The sequence below is a fragment of the Kineothrix sp. IPX-CK genome (genome assembly GCF_039134705.1).
Taxonomy (GTDB): Bacteria; Bacillota; Clostridia; order Lachnospirales; family Lachnospiraceae; genus Kineothrix; species Kineothrix sedimenti.
The window spans coordinates 1,835,314-1,854,489 of sequence record NZ_CP146256.1 but is presented as its reverse complement, the minus strand read 5'-3'; the positions used below and the strand labels follow the sequence as shown (position 1 = coordinate 1,854,489).

Genomic DNA, 19,176 nt, shown 5'->3' with positions numbered 1-19,176 from the left:
AAATGGCTGTCGATGTAAACAAATTAATAATTACACAGGTTGACCAGATTACAGCTTTTAATAACGCTGGTGAGTTAGAATTTATCCTTGACGAATTGCAGGATACAACTATAGCAAACAGTGAAGAGAAGGTTGATATTACTGGTAAAGGGGGAAGAAAGATTGGTTCCCTTAAGAAGAATAAAGCGGTAACAATTAGTGGTACTAATGGAGTATTGGTAGGTGGCGCGTTGGCGGCACAGACTGGTACTGAAATTGAGAATGGTACTTTTAAGGTAAGGGTTACGGATGTAATGACTGTAACGTCTAATGCAACCGCAACAGAGAAAACTGCTGTTGGTACAGTTGGGGCAGAAATTGGAACACTATACAAGAAAAATAGCAACGGTTCTTTGGGGACTAAACTTACACAGGTTGCCGCTGACCCTGCTACGGGAGAATTTACATACAATCCCACAAGCAAAGCGGTTACATTATTTGCAGGTGATGTGGCTGACGGTGCAGAGGTTGTAGCCTTCTATGATATCGAGGTTGAATCGGCAAAGATTTCTAATGATTCTGAAAAGTATAGTAAAACGCTGAAGCTTTATATTGATGTTACGGCTCAGGATAATTGCGATAATGCTTATCATGGACAGTTTATCATTCAGAGGGGCGACTTTAATGGAACTTTCGATCTTGTTATGGGTTCTGATCCTACCACTCAGGCGTTTGAAGCTGAATCTCTTGCCGGTGGATGTACTGGTTCGACGAATTTATGGGATTTAATCGTTTATTAACTATGAAAAGAGTGGAGAGTGACAACCTCACTCTCCACTTCTATCAATGAGGAATAAAAATGGGATATAAAGTTCAAAAGCCATGTAAAGTATGTGGGAAATTATATACGCCATGTGCAGATTGTGAAAACAACAAAGGAGTTTTCCATTGGAGATCCGTAGCTTGCTCTCAAGAATGTGCATCAAAATATTTTGATATGGTTATAAGCGCGAGAAATAAAGAGACAATAGTTGTTGTGGAAGAAAAAAAAGAGATTTCTTCTGATGATGCTAAAATAGTCTTAGAGAAACCAAAGAGGGCTAGAAAAGTAAAGATTAAAAATGAAGAAGAAAGTGAGCAGATTGACTAGGGATGGGTATATTAAACTCTAACATAATCTGTGATTGTTAGTTTAGTATACCCATTTTTTTTACGATGATGAATATATGGAAAATAAGAATAAATGGGATAAAGAGTATGCAACATCGTTCTTGAACGAAGTGACTTTTCTTAAGTCCAAAGGAATTAGATATACATGGGTATTTACAAATGATGAAGGAGTATCTGTGTGGAAATTCAGAAAAACAAAGGAGTTATGGGATACTCTCTCAGAGATGTATTCAGATAAGAAGTACGAGGTTTAGTTAAAGGGGTTGTACAAGACAATGTACGTAAAAGTAAATGGCGTACTCGTGACCAAGCCACCATGAGCAGCGGAACATTCGAGCAAGTCTATTACTATTTCCTATTTATTATTAAGGCGGTGATTTAAATACCAAAATACATAACCCACGATGATATTATGCGTGATTTGGAACGTAAGAAACGTATCGCGGAAATGAGATTTGAAGAAAAGAAGCTGAAATTTGATATTGTAAAAACGAAACATTATCTTTTATTTAATGCTATTGATTACATAAAAAATGGAAGTAAGGTTATTAGAGTAGATACGTTTACAAAAAAGTGGATTAATCGGCTGTTATGGTTTGGGTGCATATGGATTACAATGTCATATCACCTAGCATATATGGGCAAATACTCAATAGCCGAGACACTATCACAAACAGTATGTACTACTGTTATTGCTACGGTTTTAGGGTATTTAATTAAAGCTTTCTTTGAAACATTTTTCGAGAAGAAAAATGAAGTACAATTATCTGAAATAGAAACTAAAATAAATGAGAATCAGCAACAGATTATTCCTGTTTCTGTGTTTACGGGAGAAGAAGACTCTGTTGGATAAGGAGAAATTATGGAATTTTTGATAAATTACTGGTATGTTATTGTCGCTGTTTTAGCGATATTGGTGGTCATTGGAGTATCTGTTTATAAGTTTGCTGGACTTCCGACCAAGGAACAAATTACGAAGATAAAAGAATGGCTTCTTTATGCCGTTACTGTTGCTGAATCTGAATTGGGTAGTAATACGGGGTCACTGAAGTTACGAGCAGTTTATGATATGTTTGTAACTAAATTCCCCGTTGTGGCTAAGATTGTAAGTTTTGAAACGTTTAGCACATGGGTAGATGAAGCATTGGAAGAAATGAGAAAGCTTTTGGAGACGAACGAGGCGGTTAAACAGTTAGTTGATGGCGGAAATGTATGAGGTAGCTCATGGAAGAATTACAAGCTGTTATAAAAGAATATAAGACCAAAGGCATATCTTTGGCTACTATTATTAAGATTGTAAAAGAATTATATAAAGGTGCTTAACTTATGAAAGGGCGATTTCATTTGAATGATTTCGCTCTTTTTATATGTCTAAACAGAGAATAACTGTATGGGCGGCAATAGGTCGATACAGTTATTTTTTATATCTGATAGATGAGAGGTTATTGAACTCATCTCTTGGGTGGTGAATAATCGGCGTAATTACCCGATGAAGTGGAACTCCTCTGACCACGTTCGCCACTCTACTACTGATATCAGAGGATAAAAAATGGAGGAATTTATAATGAGTAAAGAAAGTAATGTTTTAGAAATGGTCACAGAAGTCGAAATTCTTGGTCGTACAATTAAATTATATGGCAGTATAGAATTTCCGTGGTTTATGGCCAAAGATGTAGCGGAGTGGATTGACTATTCCAAAGGAGTCAACGGCAAATATCAAATTACAAATATGGTTAAAAAGGTTGATGAAGGTGAAAAGGGACTTAAAAGTTTTATGACCCTTGGTGGAATTCAAGAAACGTGGGCTTTAACAGAAGACGGCTTGTATGAATGTTGCATGAGATCTACTAAGGCTATAGCCAAGGAGATGAAGAATGAAATAAAGAAGTATCTTAAATCAATTCGCTTAACGGGTGCCGCTATACCACGCGGGAATGAGGAAAAAATGATTGAATACTATTTTTCTTCATTTAGTGATGATGTAAAATTAATGATGGTAAAAGAATTACAAGTTAAGGTCGATGAATTGCAGGAATTTTACAATGATTTATTAAATACAGAAGGGTTATATCACATGAATCTTGTCTCAAAACAACTAAAAATAGGTAGAAATAAAATGCTTTCATACCTTAGGGATAAGAAGATATTATTCTACCAAGATAATGTGAATGTTCCATACCAGAGATTTATGAATCAAAATCTGTTTGCAATAAAGGAAACTCCATGCGCGGATGGTAAATATAGACCTGTTACATATGCAACTAAAAAAGGATTAGAATATATCAGAAAGCTTCTTCGTAAAGATGGATATTATGACAATCCGATTACTGAATAGAGAATTAAAATGATTGGACTCCATTAGAGAAATCTAGTGGAGTTTTATTATATAAAAAAGGATGTGAATAACATAGCAAAAAATCCAGGGAAGATATTTGAAGATAGTTTTGTAAATTCTGTACCCTCTCACGTATTGGTTAAAAGATTAAATGATGGAGCATCATCATGGAACGGCGGATCTGGGACAAGATTTACAGCTACTAATGAATGTGACTTCATTATGTTTGATGATACAACAAGAACCTTTTATGGACTTGAATTAAAGTCCACGATAGGATCTCTTACATATTGGCGTGAAGATTTTGAAGATAAAGAAAAGAAATGCAGCTTTAACATCAAGAAGAATCAGATTAAAGGGTTAGAAAAATGGAGTAACCACGTAGGAGTATTTGGATTTATTTTCAACTTTCGAAGCAAATCAAACAAAACATATTTTGTAGATATTAATGATTTTATTGGATACACGAATATGTTATCTAAAAAGTCTATTAATATTAACGATGTGTTACTAATGAATCCATTTGAAATCGAAAGCACTCTGTTAAGAACAAATTATAGATATAATTTGAAAAATTTTTTCAATAATAATTACATACCCATGTGAATGAAAGGAAATAAAATATGATTACATATATTAAATCTAAGCTATTCTATGCGAAACTTAAAATTGAAATCTTTAAAGCATTCTCTCAAAGTAATGCCTATATTGAGATGCTTACCAAACTTGCAATTGCATCTAAAGATATGACTGCCGAAGAAGTAAAGAAAGAATTTTTAAAAGAATTAGCCGGTGTAATTCATGATTCTGTTCATAAGGACGATACGAAAGATACGGATAAGAAATAATGGCTAAAGTATTTAGAACTACTATTGACTTGCAGAAATATATGGAGAAAGCTTGTGAAAAGGCCATCGAAAATGCTTGTAATAGACTGCTAGGTACTCTACAGGAGTTTATTGATTCAGAATACTATGATAAATATGAACCAGAATACTATCGGCGTACATATCAATTCTGGAAATCTGCCACTACGAAAATGCTGAATAAGACATCTGGTGAAATATTTATGGATGAAAACGCTATGAACTATGGGGCATATTGGGATGGTGAAACACAATTATATATGGCAGATGCCGGATATCACGGATCTGCCTATATTTATGAAGACGGGCATTTCTTTAAAAGGTTTGTTGAGTATTGTGAAGAAAATGCATTGAAAATACTAAAAGAAGAATTAAGAAAACAAGGATTGAACGTGAAATAAGAACTGATGAATCGGTTCTTTCATAAGAAATCATAGGAGGTTATGTGAATTGACAAAGAAACAAGAAAAAGAATTACTGGACAAATTTGAAAGCCATTTAAAAGATGCTAGGTTTCAAGGAATGAAAATTGGCGCTTCTGGAATACTTGGCGCTGTATTGAAAATGTGTGACGAAAACAAGTCAATTGAAGATATTAGAACCTTTTGTAAAACATCTCTTAACTTAGATGGAATGAAATAAGTTGTAGCTATTGCTCTCCTATTTTGGAGGGCTATTTTTATGTCCAAATTTAAGAAAGGAGAAATATATAAAATATGGATTCAAACCAATTTTCAGTTATTATACAAACTGTTTTAGAGAAATCCGGCATTACAAAAGAAATATCGGAAGTTCAAAAGATTGTAAATAACAATATGGTAAAGATTGTTCCCCAATTAGAAACCGCTTCTATTAAAAACAACTTAAAAGAAGTTAGCAAACTAATTGCGAACACCTTAAATAATTCGCTTGGTGGAGATTTTAAAATATCCGGGAATGATGTTTTTAAGGCGTTAACCGTATCTATGAATGAAGCTAATGTCGCAGCTAAAAAACTAGCCTCCGAAATGGATCGTGTTTCCGCTATGACGAAGTTCCAGAATTACATGTCGAATAATACCAAGATAACAAAAGACGCTAAAAATCAGCTATTAGAATGGATACATACTATAGAATCTGCTGATGATTTAACAAAAGACGACATAAGAAATATTAATACTCAATTTAAAACTCTTGATTCACAAATGAGAACGACAGGGAAACTAGGACGTTCTTTAAAAGATTCTATCGCTAGTGGAATTGGTTCTTTTGCTACATGGGTTAGTGCTACTTCGATTGTAATGGGGGCTGTTAACTCATTGCGAAAAATGTCAGATGCTGTTTTTAAAGTAGATACAGCAATGACAAATTTGTATAAAGTAACTGACGAAACAAGTATTAAATATAATCAGTTTCTTGACAGTGCCAACGATAAAGCGCAAAAATTAGGACGTTCTGTTTCTAGTTTAGTGGAGCAATCTGCTAACTGGGCGAAACTTGGGTTTTCAATTGATGATTCAGCAAAACTCGCAGAAATATCTTCTATTTATGCAAACGTAGGAGAAGTAGACGATGATACGGCAGTATCAGATATCGTTACAACTATGAAGGCATTTAATCTTGAAACATCGGATGCTATTACAATAGTCGATTCTTTTAATAAATTAGGAAATGAATTTGCTGTGACGGCGGCGGGTCTGGGTGATGGGGTAAGTAATGCTGCATCTGCTATGGCTCTTGGTGGTATGACATTAGAAAAAACTCTGGCTCTACTTACTGGTGGTGCAGAAATTACTCAAGAAGCAGGTGAGTTAGGCAACGCCTTGAAGGTGGGTCAGATGCGCGTAATGGGTATGAAGGGCGCATTAGAAGAACTTGGCGAAGAATATGAAGATTTAGAGTCTGTCAGCAAGATTCAAACACATATTTTAAATCTTACACAAGGTCAAGTGGATATTATGAATGAAGCTGACCCAACTAAGTTCAAAGATTATTATGATATTTTGGAAGATGTATCAGAGGTATATGATAAACTAGACCAGACTACACAAGCCGATTTGCTAGAGACATTGTTTGGTAAGCAAAGGGGTAATCAAGGTGCGGCTATTCTTCAGGCCTTTCAGTCTGGACAAGTACAAAAGGCATTAGATGCAACTATGGCTTCTGCTGGTTCAGCATATGCAGAACAAGAAAAATGGATGGATTCACTTGAGGCAAAGACAAAACAATTTGAAGCTGCGTTCGAGTCGTTATCTCAGACTATACTAAACTCCAATTTTCTGAAAGGTATTGTAGATTCCGGAACGGGTGCTATTAATATCATAGATTCTATAATTGATAAAGTTGGTATTTTAACACCACTATTGTCTGGAATAGGCGCTGTATTAGGCGCAAAGGGATTAGGGTTAACAATTTACTTGTCAAAGTTTTACAAGCCCATTTACATAAGGTTTTATAATAATGCTATATAACCGAATAGAAATGATCTGCGATTTGGTCGTACATCGAGCAGACTAATCCTTGGATTAATTAATCCTAAAAATGTCGAATATCGGGGGAAGCCGTAAGCCTATAATGGGTATCGTTATAGTAAATCTATAACGCACTAAGTACATATTGTACGAAAATGGTAATCACCGACGCGATATATGTTAGATTGAAAGTGTAATTTCATAATATATCGCGCGAGAGGCTGACAAGACACGATGGAATATAGGCGTAATTATATTCTATTGCAATATACATGATCCGTAACCTGGGCGAAAAGCCCTGAGAAGCGAATAGGGATGCGAACAGTATTTTCTACTGCCCTACTTGCACATATTACACAATCCCCTTATATCTTGGAAGTATAAGAGGTAAATTGACTTATAAATTAACAAACAATTGTTTTATCTTCTGCTATAATCATCATAAATGGACATAATAATCATATAGTGAGGTGAAACTATGTGCGGAAGGTATTATATTAGCGACGAAACTGTTGACGAAATAGAGAAAATTGTACGCCAAGTAAGCGAGAAGTTGGCGCATAAGAAAGGCGATGTTTATCCAACGAACCAAGTCCCGATTATCCATAACAATCTGGATTCTCTTGCATTATCTACTATGATGTGGGGCTTTCCTAACTATGCGAAAAAAGGCGTAATCATTAATGCCCGGAGTGAGACTGTCAAAGAAAAGAGGACTTTTAGTAAGCCCATTATGGAGACTCGATGTATAGTGCCAGCCGCAGGTTTTTACGAGTGGGATTCATCAAAAAATAAGATACGTTTTGAGAGAAGAGACAATAATATCTTATATATGGCCGGAATATGGAAATCATATGATGACGAAAATAGGTTTGTCATATTAACTACTAACGCAAACGAATCTGTGGTAAATATACATGACCGTATGCCCTTAATATTGGAGAATAATGAATTAGAAAATTGGATATATGACAACGGATTTACCGACTTTATTCTTCATAAAACCCCCGTACAGCTTAAACAGATACGCGAGTATGAGCAAACTTCTTTAATTATATAAGATTGGCACTTGAAATTATTTAGAAAATATTCTATACTTATTAAGTATTTAAATTTGTTATAAAAGTGCTACCGTAAAGCAAGACGGTTGCTCTGAAAATAAATTGACTAAAGAATCATAGTCGCTCGTTTTCTCAGGACGGGGCGGCTATTTTTCTTTTCTATTACTATTACATAATGTAATAATGGCAATCAACACTAATGTATAGGTGAATAAATCCGAAAAACTTACCATAAGAAAATGTCCTCCTCTCGTATAAATACCCCGAAAGGTTTCTATGTGAACAGAGCTTTTACTCTCTGATTGGAGAATAACCGCCTACCCGTATTTGGTAGCACTCTATGTAAGAATTATAAGTAATATGGTAAATATTGTCAAACTTTGTACTAAAAAATAATGAGAAAAAATTACCACTTGCCAAAGGAACAAATGTTCGATATAATCTTCCTCATAAAGAGGTGGCAAGTATGGAAAGGATTATATATCATATCGATGCTAATTCGGCATTTTTATCTTGGGAAGCGGTATACAGACTTAAACATTTAATGTCAAAAATCGACTTAAGAAGCATACCATCAGCGGTTGGTGGAAGTATTGAACAAAGGCATGGTATTATTTTGGCGAAATCAATTCCAGCTAAAAAATATAAAATACAAACAGGAGAATCTATCCCCGAAGCACTTAAGAAATGTCCTAATCTCGTCATTGTGCCGCCGAATTATAATTTATATGAGCAATCATCTAAAGCATTTGTAAGTATTTTACGTGAGTACTCTCCTACCGTAGAACAGTATAGCATTGATGAGTGTTTTATAGATATGACTGGTACGCGTTTACTTTGGGGTGAACCGATAAAAGTGGCTAATCAGATAAAAGACAGAATCCGAGATGAACTGGGATTTACCGTCAACATCGGTGTATCGACCAACAAGCTCTTGGCGAAAATGGCGGGAGACTTTCGAAAGCCTGATCTGGTGCACACGCTTTTCCCCGATGAAATACCGAACAAGATGTGGAATCTTCCAGTTTCTGATTTGTTTTATGTAGGAAGGGCGACAAACAAGAAATTATTAAATCTAGGAATTACTACAATCGGACAATTAGCACACTCAGACCCTATTATGTTAAGACATTACTTTAAAAAACACGGAGAAATTATTTGGGCTTTTGCAAATGGCTATGATTTTTCCAGTGTAGAAGCAATACGTCCAGACAATAAAGGATATGGTAATTCCTCCACAATCTCGTTTGATGCAAAAGACACTGTAACCGCAAAAAAGGTACTACTATCACTTTCAGAAACAGTTGCTGCCAGACTAAGAAAAGATAAGGTCAAAGCCGGCGTTATCTCAATAGGAATAAAGGATTCCGAGTTTAGGTATGCTGGACATCAAATGGTTATGGGAACACCAACCAATATTACAAATGAAATCCACCAATACGCGTGTACTTTATTTGATGAATTATGGGATGGTAGTCCAATAAGACATTTAGGAGTTCATACTACTAGGATTTTTTCTGACAGTGAGGCAAGACAACTATCCTTTATTAACAATATAGATTTTGAAAAGCAAGAAAGGCTGGACACAGCAATTGACAAAATACGTTTGAGATACGGGATTGACGCGGTTAAAAGGGCAACCTTTATAAATACACCTATCGATCATCTAGGAGGGGGAATTTCACGAGAAAAACGAACTGTTGATTATAGTAAAATAGATGTTATGTAGAGGAGGTTAATTATGTCGGCATTTGGAATCGGTATAAATACAGAAATGACTGATGCCGGAACAATTAATGGTAAGCAGTTTGAGGTTGCTTGTGATTGTTGGTTTACGAGTAAGTGTAACTCTCGTCCCATCCTCATAAAATTCGAAGGTGAAGACGGGGAAATTCAAACCATTAAAAATATTAAAGTTATTACACATGAAAGCAAAAACTATTCTGGGATACCCTCTATAGAATATCTATGTAAGGCTATTATTGGAGGGCTCATGCAAGAATTTAAATTGGTATTCTTCCCTATAGAGTGTAGATGGGTAATGGTTATATAGATACCATATATTACCACTATAACAAATAGTCCTCATATAGTAAGGTATAAGCAAAACATTATCTTATAATATGAGGACTATTATGTTGCCAATTTATATTTGCGAAGACATCCCAGAAAAACTAGAACAAATAAAAAGAACAATTAACAAGCATATAGAGATTAAAAATCTTGATATGAAGGTGGTTTGTGCTACTACAAATCCACACACATTACTAGAATATTTAAGTAATAATAGAAAAAACTCTTTATATTTTCTTGATATTGATCTAAAAGCAGATATTGACGGTTTCGTTCTTGCCCAAAGGATTCGTAAAATAGACCCAAGAGCTTGCATAGTTATCATTACATCACATACAGAATTAAACATGAAGACTTTTGAATATCGGATTCAAGCTATGGATTTTATAGACAAATCAGATATTAAAGAATTTGATAATCGAATACTATCATGTTTAACAGAAGCTTATACCCTAAGTAAAAAAGTTGAAAATCTATCCAAGCCATTAGTGTTAGAAATTGTTAAAAAACCAGTTATTTTTATCCTATCGGATATATACTATATAAAAGCGGAATCTCATACAATTACCATTGCTGAAAAAACTAAAATAACAAATTTATCTTATGACCTCTCTTCTATTTTGGACAAGTTAGATGATAGATTTTTTCAATGTCATAAATCATAAATCATATGTGGTTAACATAGAACATATCACGGCAATAAATAATTTTAGCCAAATCGCGATACTGAACAATGGGCGCGAATGTCCTATTTCTAGGAGATTCATAAAAGAATTAACTGAAAAATATAAAAGACACTGTAGAAAATTTTGATGTAGAATAACTTTATTTTACCATTCAAGTTGATAATTTAACTTAAGCGGTTGGCAATTTGTGCAACTTTAACAAAAAATATGTAATTTTCACAATCGAAACAAGTCATTACGAATATCCCCCATTGAAAATTCTGAATATTTTGATATAATTAAACTATACAAAGGGGCGCACCATTGTTAACTACTAAACTATAAAACGAACATATGAAATATATGTTTGAGACTTGTGTTGACGTGGAGGTAGCAGAATGGTTGCTGAAATCAGAAGTGATGTGACTAGAGTTGTTATTCTCGATATTTCAGGCATTTATGCAAAAATACATAATGATGGATATTTTCCGAAGGATATAATTTCAGAAATAGAGAATCAATATAGAGATACGTTGCGTTGGCGCGTGATTATAGTCTAATACATAATAATATAAGCTGCTTATAAATGATAAATTAAGGACTGATTTAAATCAGTCCTTAAATATTTAAATTCCAAATAAGTCTTGTATTTCCTTTTGTAAATCGGTCGGAGCATCTTTTAGTAGTTCCTTATAGCTTAACTGCGTAAGTTTATTTTCAGCTCCTAATCTAAGGATAGAAATCTTATCCACGTCTATATTCTCAAAGGAATTGATATTAATAAGCTTGTCTATGGACACTATTTCATCACGTATAAGTTGTGGTAAATGTTTGGTAGAAAACGCCCTGTTTATCACTAGAGGGTCGGATGATACTTTGACAAAGGCTCTTTTTTCTCCTAATAGATACATAAACTCTTTAAATCCAATGATGTTATTCATATTATTTGTACGAGTCGCCACATTGTACGCAGCGAACTGCATTAATGAAAAATCCTTATATACAGTTTTCGTGATAGCTATTTTTCTATTTATAACTAAATTTTTATAACCCAAAAACACTAATAATGCATTGTATGATGCGTGTATTTCTGAAAATGTTAACATCAAAGTATTTATATCCTTATTTGAATACCCATGTTTTTCAAACATTTTTTGATCATAATAATGCGTTAATTCATGATAAATAGTGCTTCTGGTAACTTGTTGTGCATCTTTATCTGATATGTTATCCGATTTCAAAAACACAGTACCATTCTCATGCTTTCCGCCCGTACGCATTGTATTATCAACTACACAAGGTATCGGAGAGCTTGATAGAACACTATTGTCTTTACAAGCATTATAAAATTCTTTGTATGTATTCATATAAAAATCATTGAAACTATTCATATTAACACCCATAGGAGAATTTATATGTTAAATATCTCAGACGTAAAAATTTTAATTGATGATCAAATTGCTAATGGATTTATTCCATCATGTGAACGTCGAAAAAGTATTAACCGCTTTATTAAAACGTATTACGATGTATTAAGTGATCTCGGAGAATCAAAGCTAAAAATGTTTATATGTAAAATTTTATCATATATTGGTATATATTGGTAGCCAAAACCTTTGTTCGGATAATACAAAAAGGAACCTCTAACATCAAAATTAGAGGTTCTTTTGATATTTAAATGTTTACAATTAGCGCATCCCAACTAATATTCAATGCTACAAGATAAATATACTTTTATTTTGTGAGTAATTACTCCATACCCCTTATATGTATATGGCATACTAATACGCGTCTCTTTTGATAGAATACCAAGTTCATAAAAAGAAGGTTCAATTTTTATGTTATCTTTTACGGCAAAATTTTTAATAGTATCTATATAACAATTGTATTGTTTATATCTCTCGATTTTATAATCCACTCTTTCGTTGGACTTGTAATTACTTGTTCCAATTCTTCCAGTAGGATTACTAGAGCATGTTTTTTTAATACATTCACGTAAATATGAACATTCATATTTTGCAGATACACATTTTTTATTATTAGATATAAGAGAATACTTTCCGTTTTGGGCTTCATTGATAAGTGCTTGTTTAATCCCAAAATAATCACGATAAGCACAATTTGATATTATTTCTTTTTCAGCTTCCCATTTTTCATCTGCTACTTGTTCTGGTGTTTTTGTATTTTTATTTAGTTCATCTATAAAAGACATAACCCCTCCTATCCTCTACCTACCATTCATATCCACACGAATTACAGTGGAACGATTTGTGTCTTTTAGTTCCTAGCAGTCCAAACATAATTGTATTTGTTGCTTTCGCTGTGGTTGATATCTTTTTTAAATTGGTACTATTACAAGTAGGACATTTAGGGATATTATTTTTATCCTCTTCTATTTCCTTTGTCTGATTTTGTGAATTAAATTGTGTTAATTTTAATTGATATTCTATAGGGTCGGACTCTTTAAGATCAATCATAGCCTGTAGAAACACGTTATCGTGTGATGTATTAAATAATATTTTTATTTCTGATCCTGTAACTTTTGTTTCATAAAGTTCAGTTTTACATTTTGAGCAAATATTATCTTCTGGAACTTTAAAATTGGTATATAATCCTCTATATTGAAATGGATTGCTATATGGAATTTCTTTAAAATCATTTATGCATTTTTTGCAAATTACTAATTTATCGTTATCTTTCATTTCCCCTCCAAATTTGTATTTATTATTCCAAGTAATATATACAGATTATACCATTTTACATTAACGTTGTAAACTTTGACAAAGATGGTGGAGTGACAACTTGGTTAAGTAAATTAAAAACTGAACTGCCAGAAGTAAGTGAAGAAACTAAAAAGACATTATCTGAAATTCAAAAAAGTGTAAATGAAAGTTTAGATATCGGCATTTCTCCTGATTTTACTGATGGTTTTGTTGGTGAACTCGAAATTGCCGATGATAGCTTAAAGAAATTCCTTAAAACATGGGACGGTACTGGTGATGTTACAGAAAAATATAATCAATACTTGAAATCGGCCTCTGATTCATCTTCCACCTTTTCTGCCAATCTCAAAAAGGTATCGGCAACTCTTAAATCCGTAGCCGCAAATATGGCAATCATGCTTGCAATAAATGTTGCAGTGCAAACCCTATCAAAGGTATGGGATAATTTAAATGTAACAGTTGAAGAGCAAAGGGACAAAGTTGATTCTTTAAAAGCATCCTACGAAGAATTAAATAGTGAATACGATTCATTAAAGGAGAAAGATAGTTTATCGTCCTATGAAAAAGATAGATTATCTTATCTTGAACGCAGATTAGATTTAGACAAACAAATTCTTGAGATTGAGCAAAAACAACTATATAAAGAGCAAATTGGTACAGGTAACTGGACAGATGCATTTGATGAGGACAGTCTGCTTAATAAAAAATCGAGAGAGTTAAATACTAGACCGGATGCCGATAATCTTGCCGGTGTTTCCACAAGGTCAACAAAAGAAATCGAGAAGTATTTAGGCTTATCAGAAAAGCTCAGAGATCTTGTAAAAGAACAAAGCGAATTAGAAGAAGGACGTACTGCAAAGAGTGAATATCTTGAAAGAAGAATGGCCTTTATACAAGAAAAAGAGGCAAATTCTCTAAAAGAATTACAAGAGTATCAAGATGAATTAGTCATTAAACAAGGTGAATATCTTGAAAATGCCCAGACCGCACAAGAAGCTGTCGATAGTGGGTTGCTCACTGGTAAAGATTTAGCATCTGCGCAAGAAATGGCAGACTATTGGAATCAGATGTATCAAGATGCTTTGGGTATTCAGTTTTCTATTCAGAAGGCAACTAACACATATAATCCGGGTGAGAAAAACGGATTAGTAAGAAGAGCTTCTAACAAGTTTGGAAACATTTCTGATTCAGACATGGGTACTTTTAGCGAAGAAGATCTAAAATTAATACTAGAACTTGATGTTGACCCAGATTCTATTACCTCAGTTGAAGACTTAAAAGCCAAAGTAGAAGAACTTAAACTTGGCGTAGAGGAAACAAATGAAACTCCACTTTCTATTGGATCTGTATCTTCTCTCATCGACCAACTCAATAGTCAACTTAAACCCGCATTTGATTCTTTGCAGAAAGCATATCAAAATATCTTCACTGAGGACGGATTTTCACCAGAAAACGTTGATCTCTCTATGCTTAAAGACATCAAATCAGCTATTGAAGAGATAAACGAAATTGACGGTATAGATATTGATTTATCTTCTTTTGATGATTTAGCAAAAGTTCTTACAAATCCCGCCACTACTGCTACTAAAGCTCAAAGTGCTTTTGATACTTTTGCGGCTTCTATAATTAATGGAACAAACGCAATTGACGGCATGGACGAAAGTACAGCACAATTAGTTACGTCTATGCTTGAATCTTTGGGTGTAGCAAATGCTGAAGAAGTTGTAATGGCTAAACTTACTTCACAAGTTGAAGGATTGGCGCTGGAAAAACAGTTTGCTGCTCAGACAGGTAAAGAATTAGTAACTGCAACATCTGATGAAGTATTAGCGTTTCTAAATCATGCCGGGGCATCAGAAACTGCTAGACAATATCTGTTTAAACTAATATCTGCCGAACAAGTTTTTGGAGATACTGATTTAAGCGTAGAGGATAAAATTTCCAAACTGAAAGAACTTGCTACTGCATATGGTCAAACTGCTATTGCTGCAAGAATTGCCAATCTTGAAAAGGCTAATAAAGACGGACATGTTCCAATTAATTATAATGATGAGCTAGCATCTCTGCAAAAAGAAATTAATGATTCTGTTAATAATGTGAAAATTGATTTTGCTAGTGTGGGTAGTGGTTCGGCTGGAAGTGCAGGAAAAGAAGCCGCCGATAAATATATAGAAGCCTTTGAAGACGAGTTATCAGAGCTTAATCGGTTAAAAGATATAGGCATTTTATCTGAAAAATCATATTTAGACAGCTTAAGAAAATTGTATTTAAAATATTATGCCAAGAAAGAAAAGTATTTAAAGGAGTATCAGGAACAAGAGAAAAATTATCTCCAAGGTATGAAGTCTCTATACGAGTCAGCTTTTAGCTACATTACAAAACAAATTGATAAACGAATTGACTCTATCCAAAAACAAAGTGATGCTCAAATTGCGTCCATGGAAGCCCAGAAAAAAGCCGCTGAAGAGTTCTACCAAAATCAAATCGATGAGTTAGACGAGCAAATAGATGCCATTGACAAGGAAATCTCCGCAAAACAAGAACTTATTGATGCCATAAACGAGGCGGCCGATGCTCGTCAAAGGGAGATAGACCTTCAGAAAGCCCAGTACGATTTAGAGCGTATGCAGAATCAAAACACTCAGCTTGTATATAAAGATGGTCAAATGGCATACGAAGCTGACACTTCTGGCATACGAGAAGCGCGTGAAGAAGTTGAAAGTAAAAAGCGTGATATCGAAATCGCTACTATTGAAAAGGTTATCGATGGTTTGGAGAAACAGCGTGATGTTCTGGAAGAACAACAAGAAGCTCTTGAAAAGGCTTTAGATGCTTCGAATGCTTATTGGGACGCAGAAATCGAAAAGATCGAAAAACACTTCGATTCCATGATTTTAAATTTAGAAGAAACTAAGTCGAAATTCACTGAACTTAGTGAGGTCTTCGAAAACGCCCAAATGGAAGCCACTCTTCAAGAACTCGGTATCAACATGGAAGTTCTACTTAGTGGTTCGTCAGAAGAATTTGATAAGTTGAAGAATAGTTACGTCGGTATTCTTGCAGACATGAGCAGAAGTAATGATGAGGTCGTAGGTAAACTATCTCAATTGTCCGGTGTTAGTGCAGAATCTGTAAGTTATCTTGAATCTACAAAAGGAGCGTTCGAGAATCTTGGAGCAACAACGCTTGATCCTCTTTCTACTGACGTTGAAGAAACGGCAACTTCTGTTGAAGGACTTTCCACATCTGCCGGTGAAGCGTCTACTGCTGTTGGTGATATTGGTACTAATGCGTCTAATACTACTGCAAGTATTACTCCACTTAATGATGAGATTCAAAAATTAAAGGATTTACTGGATGAACTGACAACACTGTTTGGTAAATTAGAGTTCCCCACTCCCGGAGAAGAAGGATATGCACAGAAGCTTGAAGCTATTGCTACGGCATTTGGAAATATAGCAACTAAGTGCAAAGAGTTTGAACAGATTAATTTCTCTTCCATTATTGGAACGGGTGGAGAAGACATTCAGAGTACTGGATTTACTGGTTTGGGTACTGCTATATCAAACGCCGTTATCATCATTGAAACGCAGATGGATAAGCTAAAAACTGCATTGCAAACTGGAAATGATGCTTTTAAAGATCAGGTTAGTTATATTACTGACACATATGTTCCTGCTTGGGAAAGTTTGCAAACTAGACTTGGTGAAATTATTGGTGTGGGCGGCGGTGGAACTTCTAAAGAAAACAAGGACACAACTACTACTTCCAATACTAAACCTAAAACCGAATCTGCTGGCGATGGTAGCATCGTTGATATCATGCAGACTGGCGGGGATGAAGTATCCGCTAAATTACAAGACCCATGGTTAACATCATTTAATGAATTTGCTACTGGCGAAAATTCAATCCAAAGTATTGCGAATCTCATTAAAGATATTGTAACTGAAATGGCTACGTCTATACAGTCTCAGTGCGAAGCTGCCGCAAAAGCTATAAAGGATCTGGCTGATACGGCGTTAAATTCATCTATTAGTATTGGTGGTCATGGTGGTGGCTCTAGTAAACCTTCGAATGCAAAAGCATACGCTAAAGGCTCTGACGGACTTCCACGTAATGAGAAGAATGCTTTAGTTGGTGAAGTTGCTCCTGAATTGGTTGTAGACCCTGAAACTGGACAGTATTCGATATTCACTACTCCTACTATTACAGACTTGAAAAAAGGCAGTATTGTTTACGATGGAGATGAGACTAAAAAGATTCTTAGCGGTAAGGGGATTGCGTCTAACAATGCTTATGCAGAGGGTACTGCTTCTCGTTCTAACATTGTTCCTATTGACTATACAGCCCCGGGGAATGAAAACCTTCGTAAGTTTATGGAATATATGGAGAGAAATACAAACGCGCTCGATATTGTTGCTACTATGAAGAATCCATTAAGTGATATTGCGGATTCGGTAAACAGTATTAGTAATGTAGTAAATAACAGCACAAATAATATGAGAAATGTTGAGGTAAGTGTTGGAGATATTTATTTACAAGGTGTTCAAGATACAAATAGTCTCTCTAGTGCTATAATCGAAAGATTGCCCAATACATTAGCACAAGAACTTCATAGGAGGTAGTGGTATGGATGATAGTAAAAATGATAGAAATTGCAGTTATTCCTTCGATGATCCAGATCTTCCGGATGCACCTAGACTTGAGATCTATAAAGAGACGTTTGGAGACTTAATAAATATTACGGATGAATGGTATAAAAATAATAGAGGGTAGTTCCCTCTATTATTCATCATCATTGCTTTTTTCATCCGATGCACTTTCTGGTTTGATGATTACTCGTGAGAATGTTTCTGTAACCATAGTAATCGGTGGTGCTTCTGGTAAATCATCATCATCGTCTTTATATCCCATGATTTTCCTCCTTTTATAATGACTTTAAATAACTACTGTTTATAATAATATCGCAAGCATAACATATGAAAACTGAAACGATAGAAATTATCATCCATTTATTTAAAGTTCTGTGAGCCTTACTTTTTGCTAAATTTTGTGCACGATTTATCGATGCTGCTTTTATATAATTATCACGCATTATTTTTCTTATATGATTTTCTATAACTTCGTCTGATTTTTGTTTTTCTTTTCCTATTTTATAAGTCAATTTTACGAAGTCTTCGGTTTCCTTGATGGGATAGTATCCGTATTTATAATTGGAATATGCTCTATAAAATTTATACATTGTAAATAGGAAACATTGGAGAGAAACGATGCATAGAACAAAAAAGATAATGTTGAATCCATTTCCAAGACAGTCCTTCCAAACAATTGCTTCACCTGTACCTATAATGGTTATTATTGCGAGAGCGTTAGATATTTTAGAATTAAGTCTGTCGTTAAAAGACATCTCGTGATTGTATAGTTCTTTGTATTCTTGTAGTAAATCCATAATCATTCCCCTTTAGTAAATTTAAATATATTATATAACGTTTATTATTAAAATAACAGACTGAACATATATTCTGCATCCGAAAAAGAAAGGAATCCAATGAGCGATATTTTAAATAAAGATATACAAGCAGTAAAGCTATTAGTAGAACAAATTGTATCTGCTATTAAAAATCACGAACATAATTATGATAGAACCTTTTTGTCGGTAGTTAAAGAAATTACTGTAAAAGGAACTGTCAATTACTACACCATTCAAGATGAATCAGGTGTAAATAGAAAAGTTAAATGTGCAATACCAAATGCACAACTCACCATAGGTCAGAGCGTATGGTTGAAAATCCCTTGTGGAATTATTGAGAGAATGTACATATGTGGAATTAATTAAAAAAGAAAGGATGATTAT

General features: G+C 34.3%; 25 protein-coding genes. 20 read left to right on the top strand and 5 right to left on the bottom strand.

Going from position 1 to position 19,176, the window contains the following annotated elements; translation table 11 throughout:
• Positions 1 to 2 precede the first annotated feature (2 nt).
• From V6984_RS08760 to V6984_RS08685, 17 genes are all read left to right on the top strand, one after another.
• Entirely contained in the window at positions 3 to 779 is a 777-nt protein-coding gene (locus V6984_RS08760; protein WP_342759402.1) for a hypothetical protein, read from the top strand.
• Between the two features lie 59 nt (positions 780 to 838).
• A complete protein-coding gene (locus V6984_RS08755) occupies positions 839 to 1,129 on the top strand; it encodes a hypothetical protein (RefSeq protein WP_342759401.1) in 291 nt (96 codons plus the stop codon).
• 76 nt (positions 1,130 to 1,205) lie between these two features.
• The gene (locus tag V6984_RS08750; RefSeq protein WP_342759400.1) at positions 1,206 to 1,403 is read left to right on the top strand and encodes a hypothetical protein; all 198 of its coding nucleotides are present in this window, start codon (positions 1,206 to 1,208) and stop codon (positions 1,401 to 1,403) included.
• Between the two features lie 158 nt (positions 1,404 to 1,561).
• Positions 1,562 to 2,002, top strand: a complete 441-nt coding sequence (locus V6984_RS08745; RefSeq protein WP_342759399.1) for a hypothetical protein — start codon at positions 1,562 to 1,564, stop codon at positions 2,000 to 2,002.
• A 9-nt stretch (positions 2,003 to 2,011) separates the two neighbouring features.
• Positions 2,012 to 2,365: a hypothetical protein gene (locus V6984_RS08740; protein ID WP_342759398.1), complete on the top strand. Its 354-nt coding sequence runs from the start codon at positions 2,012 to 2,014 to the stop codon at positions 2,363 to 2,365.
• Between the two features lie 348 nt (positions 2,366 to 2,713).
• Positions 2,714 to 3,484 (top strand): phage antirepressor, encoded by a 771-nt coding sequence (locus tag V6984_RS08735; RefSeq protein ID WP_342759397.1) that lies wholly within the window; start codon positions 2,714 to 2,716, stop codon positions 3,482 to 3,484.
• Positions 3,485 to 3,547: 63 nt separating this feature from the next.
• Positions 3,548 to 4,090: a hypothetical protein gene (locus tag V6984_RS08730; protein WP_342759396.1), complete on the top strand. Its 543-nt coding sequence runs from the start codon at positions 3,548 to 3,550 to the stop codon at positions 4,088 to 4,090.
• A 17-nt stretch (positions 4,091 to 4,107) separates the two neighbouring features.
• Positions 4,108 to 4,332, top strand: coding sequence for a hypothetical protein (locus tag V6984_RS08725; protein ID WP_342759395.1), 225 nt, complete (start codon positions 4,108 to 4,110; stop codon positions 4,330 to 4,332).
• Positions 4,332 to 4,751, top strand: coding sequence for a hypothetical protein (locus tag V6984_RS08720; RefSeq protein ID WP_342759394.1), 420 nt, complete (start codon positions 4,332 to 4,334; stop codon positions 4,749 to 4,751). Before V6984_RS08725 ends, V6984_RS08720 begins: the two co-directional genes overlap by 1 nt.
• A 49-nt stretch (positions 4,752 to 4,800) precedes the next feature.
• Entirely contained in the window at positions 4,801 to 4,992 is a 192-nt protein-coding gene (locus V6984_RS08715; protein WP_342759393.1) for a hypothetical protein, read from the top strand.
• A gap of 74 nt (positions 4,993 to 5,066) precedes the next feature.
• The gene (locus V6984_RS08710; protein WP_342759392.1) at positions 5,067 to 6,800 is read left to right on the top strand and encodes a phage tail tape measure protein; all 1,734 of its coding nucleotides are present in this window, start codon (positions 5,067 to 5,069) and stop codon (positions 6,798 to 6,800) included.
• Positions 6,801 to 7,278: 478 nt separating this feature from the next.
• Entirely contained in the window at positions 7,279 to 7,860 is a 582-nt protein-coding gene (locus V6984_RS08705) for an SOS response-associated peptidase (protein ID WP_342759391.1), read from the top strand.
• A gap of 467 nt (positions 7,861 to 8,327) precedes the next feature.
• Complete coding sequence (locus V6984_RS08700) at positions 8,328 to 9,590, top strand: DNA polymerase IV (protein WP_342759390.1); 1,263 nt, start codon at positions 8,328 to 8,330, stop codon at positions 9,588 to 9,590.
• Positions 9,591 to 9,602: 12 nt separating this feature from the next.
• Positions 9,603 to 9,914: a hypothetical protein gene (locus V6984_RS08695; protein ID WP_342759389.1), complete on the top strand. Its 312-nt coding sequence runs from the start codon at positions 9,603 to 9,605 to the stop codon at positions 9,912 to 9,914.
• Between the two features lie 82 nt (positions 9,915 to 9,996).
• Positions 9,997 to 10,599, top strand: coding sequence for a response regulator (locus V6984_RS08690; RefSeq protein WP_342759388.1), 603 nt, complete (start codon positions 9,997 to 9,999; stop codon positions 10,597 to 10,599).
• Positions 10,568 to 10,747: a LytTR family transcriptional regulator DNA-binding domain-containing protein gene (locus V6984_RS22315; RefSeq protein ID WP_425324238.1), complete on the top strand. Its 180-nt coding sequence runs from the start codon at positions 10,568 to 10,570 to the stop codon at positions 10,745 to 10,747. The genes V6984_RS08690 and V6984_RS22315 overlap by 32 nt, the downstream gene beginning before the upstream one ends.
• Before the next feature lie 250 nt (positions 10,748 to 10,997).
• Positions 10,998 to 11,159, top strand: coding sequence for a hypothetical protein (locus tag V6984_RS08685; protein WP_342759387.1), 162 nt, complete (start codon positions 10,998 to 11,000; stop codon positions 11,157 to 11,159).
• Between the two features lie 66 nt (positions 11,160 to 11,225).
• Here V6984_RS08685 and V6984_RS08680 read toward each other — a convergent pair whose 3' ends face one another.
• The 3 genes from V6984_RS08680 to V6984_RS08670 form a co-directional block, all read right to left on the bottom strand.
• Positions 11,226 to 12,002 carry a hypothetical protein gene (locus tag V6984_RS08680; RefSeq protein ID WP_342759386.1) on the bottom strand — a complete coding sequence of 259 codons (777 nt, stop codon included), beginning with the start codon at positions 12,000 to 12,002 and terminating at the stop codon, positions 11,226 to 11,228.
• A 299-nt stretch (positions 12,003 to 12,301) separates the two neighbouring features.
• Positions 12,302 to 12,811 (bottom strand): hypothetical protein, encoded by a 510-nt coding sequence (locus V6984_RS08675; protein ID WP_342759385.1) that lies wholly within the window; start codon positions 12,809 to 12,811, stop codon positions 12,302 to 12,304.
• 19 nt (positions 12,812 to 12,830) lie between these two features.
• Positions 12,831 to 13,301: a hypothetical protein gene (locus V6984_RS08670; RefSeq protein ID WP_342759384.1), complete on the bottom strand. Its 471-nt coding sequence runs from the start codon at positions 13,299 to 13,301 to the stop codon at positions 12,831 to 12,833.
• A 92-nt stretch (positions 13,302 to 13,393) separates the two neighbouring features.
• Here V6984_RS08670 and V6984_RS08665 point away from each other — a divergent pair, with 92 nt between their 5' ends.
• Together V6984_RS08665 and V6984_RS08660 are read left to right on the top strand one after the other, a co-directional pair.
• On the top strand, positions 13,394 to 17,947 hold the full coding sequence (locus V6984_RS08665; RefSeq protein WP_342759383.1) for a phage tail tape measure protein: 4,554 nt from the start codon (positions 13,394 to 13,396) through the stop codon (positions 17,945 to 17,947).
• A gap of 4 nt (positions 17,948 to 17,951) precedes the next feature.
• Positions 17,952 to 18,098, top strand: coding sequence for a hypothetical protein (locus tag V6984_RS08660; RefSeq protein ID WP_342759382.1), 147 nt, complete (start codon positions 17,952 to 17,954; stop codon positions 18,096 to 18,098).
• A 9-nt stretch (positions 18,099 to 18,107) separates the two neighbouring features.
• Here V6984_RS08660 and V6984_RS08655 read toward each other — a convergent pair whose 3' ends face one another.
• A complete protein-coding gene (locus V6984_RS08655) occupies positions 18,108 to 18,236 on the bottom strand; it encodes a hypothetical protein (protein WP_342759381.1) in 129 nt (42 codons plus the stop codon).
• A gap of 13 nt (positions 18,237 to 18,249) precedes the next feature.
• Positions 18,250 to 18,771, bottom strand: a complete 522-nt coding sequence (locus V6984_RS08650) for a hypothetical protein (protein WP_342759380.1) — start codon at positions 18,769 to 18,771, stop codon at positions 18,250 to 18,252.
• Between the two features lie 99 nt (positions 18,772 to 18,870).
• Between V6984_RS08650 and V6984_RS08645 the strand changes: the two genes are divergently transcribed.
• Entirely contained in the window at positions 18,871 to 19,158 is a 288-nt protein-coding gene (locus tag V6984_RS08645; protein WP_342759379.1) for a hypothetical protein, read from the top strand.
• Positions 19,159 to 19,176: the final 18 nt, after the last annotated feature.

Excerpts from the sequence above, each read along its gene's own strand:
- V6984_RS08760 (WP_342759402.1), top strand. The coding sequence starts at position 3 with ATGGCTGTCGATGTAAACAAATTAATAATTACACAGGTTGACCAGATT.
- V6984_RS08755 (WP_342759401.1), top strand. The coding sequence starts at position 839 with ATGGGATATAAAGTTCAAAAGCCATGTAAAGTATGTGGGAAATTATAT.
- V6984_RS08750 (WP_342759400.1), top strand. The coding sequence starts at position 1,206 with ATGGAAAATAAGAATAAATGGGATAAAGAGTATGCAACATCGTTCTTG.
- V6984_RS08745 (WP_342759399.1), top strand. The coding sequence starts at position 1,562 with ATGCGTGATTTGGAACGTAAGAAACGTATCGCGGAAATGAGATTTGAA.
- V6984_RS08740 (WP_342759398.1), top strand. The coding sequence starts at position 2,012 with ATGGAATTTTTGATAAATTACTGGTATGTTATTGTCGCTGTTTTAGCG.
- V6984_RS08735 (WP_342759397.1), top strand. The coding sequence starts at position 2,714 with ATGAGTAAAGAAAGTAATGTTTTAGAAATGGTCACAGAAGTCGAAATT.
- V6984_RS08725 (WP_342759395.1), top strand. The coding sequence starts at position 4,108 with ATGATTACATATATTAAATCTAAGCTATTCTATGCGAAACTTAAAATT.
- V6984_RS08720 (WP_342759394.1), top strand. The coding sequence starts at position 4,332 with ATGGCTAAAGTATTTAGAACTACTATTGACTTGCAGAAATATATGGAG.
- V6984_RS08710 (WP_342759392.1), top strand. The coding sequence starts at position 5,067 with ATGGATTCAAACCAATTTTCAGTTATTATACAAACTGTTTTAGAGAAA.
- V6984_RS08705 (WP_342759391.1), top strand. The coding sequence starts at position 7,279 with ATGTGCGGAAGGTATTATATTAGCGACGAAACTGTTGACGAAATAGAG.
- V6984_RS08700 (WP_342759390.1), top strand. The coding sequence starts at position 8,328 with ATGGAAAGGATTATATATCATATCGATGCTAATTCGGCATTTTTATCT.
- V6984_RS08695 (WP_342759389.1), top strand. The coding sequence starts at position 9,603 with ATGTCGGCATTTGGAATCGGTATAAATACAGAAATGACTGATGCCGGA.
- V6984_RS08690 (WP_342759388.1), top strand. The coding sequence starts at position 9,997 with ATGTTGCCAATTTATATTTGCGAAGACATCCCAGAAAAACTAGAACAA.
- V6984_RS22315 (WP_425324238.1), top strand. The coding sequence starts at position 10,568 with ATGATAGATTTTTTCAATGTCATAAATCATAAATCATATGTGGTTAAC.
- V6984_RS08685 (WP_342759387.1), top strand. The coding sequence starts at position 10,998 with ATGGTTGCTGAAATCAGAAGTGATGTGACTAGAGTTGTTATTCTCGAT.
- V6984_RS08680 (WP_342759386.1), bottom strand. The coding sequence starts at position 12,002 with ATGGGTGTTAATATGAATAGTTTCAATGATTTTTATATGAATACATAC.
- V6984_RS08675 (WP_342759385.1), bottom strand. The coding sequence starts at position 12,811 with ATGTCTTTTATAGATGAACTAAATAAAAATACAAAAACACCAGAACAA.
- V6984_RS08670 (WP_342759384.1), bottom strand. The coding sequence starts at position 13,301 with ATGAAAGATAACGATAAATTAGTAATTTGCAAAAAATGCATAAATGAT.
- V6984_RS08660 (WP_342759382.1), top strand. The coding sequence starts at position 17,952 with ATGGATGATAGTAAAAATGATAGAAATTGCAGTTATTCCTTCGATGAT.
- V6984_RS08655 (WP_342759381.1), bottom strand. The coding sequence starts at position 18,236 with ATGGGATATAAAGACGATGATGATGATTTACCAGAAGCACCACCGATT.
- V6984_RS08650 (WP_342759380.1), bottom strand. The coding sequence starts at position 18,771 with ATGGATTTACTACAAGAATACAAAGAACTATACAATCACGAGATGTCT.
- V6984_RS08645 (WP_342759379.1), top strand. The coding sequence starts at position 18,871 with ATGAGCGATATTTTAAATAAAGATATACAAGCAGTAAAGCTATTAGTA.